Genomic DNA, 1,360 nt, shown 5'->3' with positions numbered 1-1,360 from the left:
CTGAATCACCCTAGGTTTGATGCCGCTTCCTTCTGAGTCAGGAAGGATGAGCACATGCCCAAGAAAATCGATCCGGAGGTCCGTGCGAGGGCCCTGCGGCTACTCGAAGCTCACGGAGCCGAGTACGCCTCGGTGACGGCCGCGGCGGAAGCGATCGCCAAGCAGGTCGGTGTCGGTCAGGAGACAGTGCGGCGGTGGGCCGTGCAAGCCCAAGTCGACCAAGGCTCCCGCGCCGGCACTACCTCGAAAGAATCGGCGGAGATCAAAAAGCTCAAGGCCGAGAACAAGCAGCTGCGCGAGGACGTCGCCATCCTCAAAGCTGCGACGACTTTCTTCGCGGGGGAACTCGACCCCCGCAACCGATGATCATCGCTTTCATAGATTCGTTGCGTGCCAACGGTTCTGCGGTCGAGTCGATCTGCCGGGTCCTGAGCGATCAGGGCTGCAAGATCGCCGCGAGAACCTACCGAGCATGGCGTTCACGCACGCCCGCTCCGCGCACCGTCGCCGACGCCCACGTCATCGACGCGGTCAGGGATCTCGTGTGGAACACCGACGCCCACGGCCGGCGGAAGATGACACCGGAAGGGTTGTACGGGAGGGTGAAGATGCGCGCACATCTGGACCGGACCGCGATCCCCGGGGTGTCCTACGGCGCGGTGGACCGCGCGATGAAGGCACTGTGCCACAACGGTATTCGGCGAGCGAAAGGAATCAGAACCACAATCCGCTCGGCGGACGGCGTGCGAGCGGGCGACCTGCTCAACCGACAGTTCCGGGCCGAGGAACCGAATCGGGTATGGGTCACCGATTTCACTTACGTCCGAACATGGGCCGGGTGGGTCTACGTGGTGTTCATCATCGACGTGTTCTCCCGGCGGATCGTCGCCTGGCATGCGTCGATGTCGAAGACTGTGGACCTGGTGACGATTCCGCTTCGGATGGCGCTGTGGCAGCGCCGCCGTGAGGGTAACCCGGTGAAAGCTGCTGAGCTGATACATCATTCGGACGCGGGCAGTCAGTACACGTCCGTGAAGCTGACCGAGAAATTAGCGCTCGAGAACATCGCCGCGTCCATCGGATCGGTCGGGGACGCCTACGACAATGCCCTCGTCGAGTCAGCGAACGGGCTTTACAAGACCGAGTGCATCCGAACGACGATCTTCCACTCGGGGCCGTACAAGACGATCACAGACGTCGAGTACGCGACCGCCGGTTGGGTCGAGTGGTACAACGTCAAGCGGCTTCATTCCAGCATCGGCCACATGCCCCCGATCGAATACGAAACACTCCACTACGCTGACCTCACCACCGAGGATCAGCCCCAACTGGAGGCGGCACAGAACCTAGGGTGATTCAA

1 protein-coding gene is annotated in these 1,360 nt (G+C 62.2%); it reads left to right on the top strand.

Annotated elements, in window-relative coordinates; translation table 11 throughout:
* The first annotated feature begins 54 nt into the window (after positions 1–54).
* Positions 55–1,355, top strand: a protein-coding gene (locus tag R4P47_RS24980) for an IS3 family transposase (RefSeq protein ID WP_149407240.1) whose coding sequence is annotated in 2 segments (ribosomal slippage) — positions 55–328 and positions 328–1,355 — 1,302 coding nt in all. Because the reading frame shifts where the segments join, the coding sequence is not laid out codon by codon here.
* The last annotated feature ends 5 nt before the right edge of the window (positions 1,356–1,360 follow it).

The organism is Rhodococcus sp. IEGM 1370 (assembly GCF_033142325.1).
GTDB lineage: Bacteria > Actinomycetota > Actinomycetes > Mycobacteriales > Mycobacteriaceae > Rhodococcoides.
The sequence above is the reverse complement of the archived record's forward strand: the minus strand, read 5'-3'. Positions and strand labels throughout refer to the sequence as shown.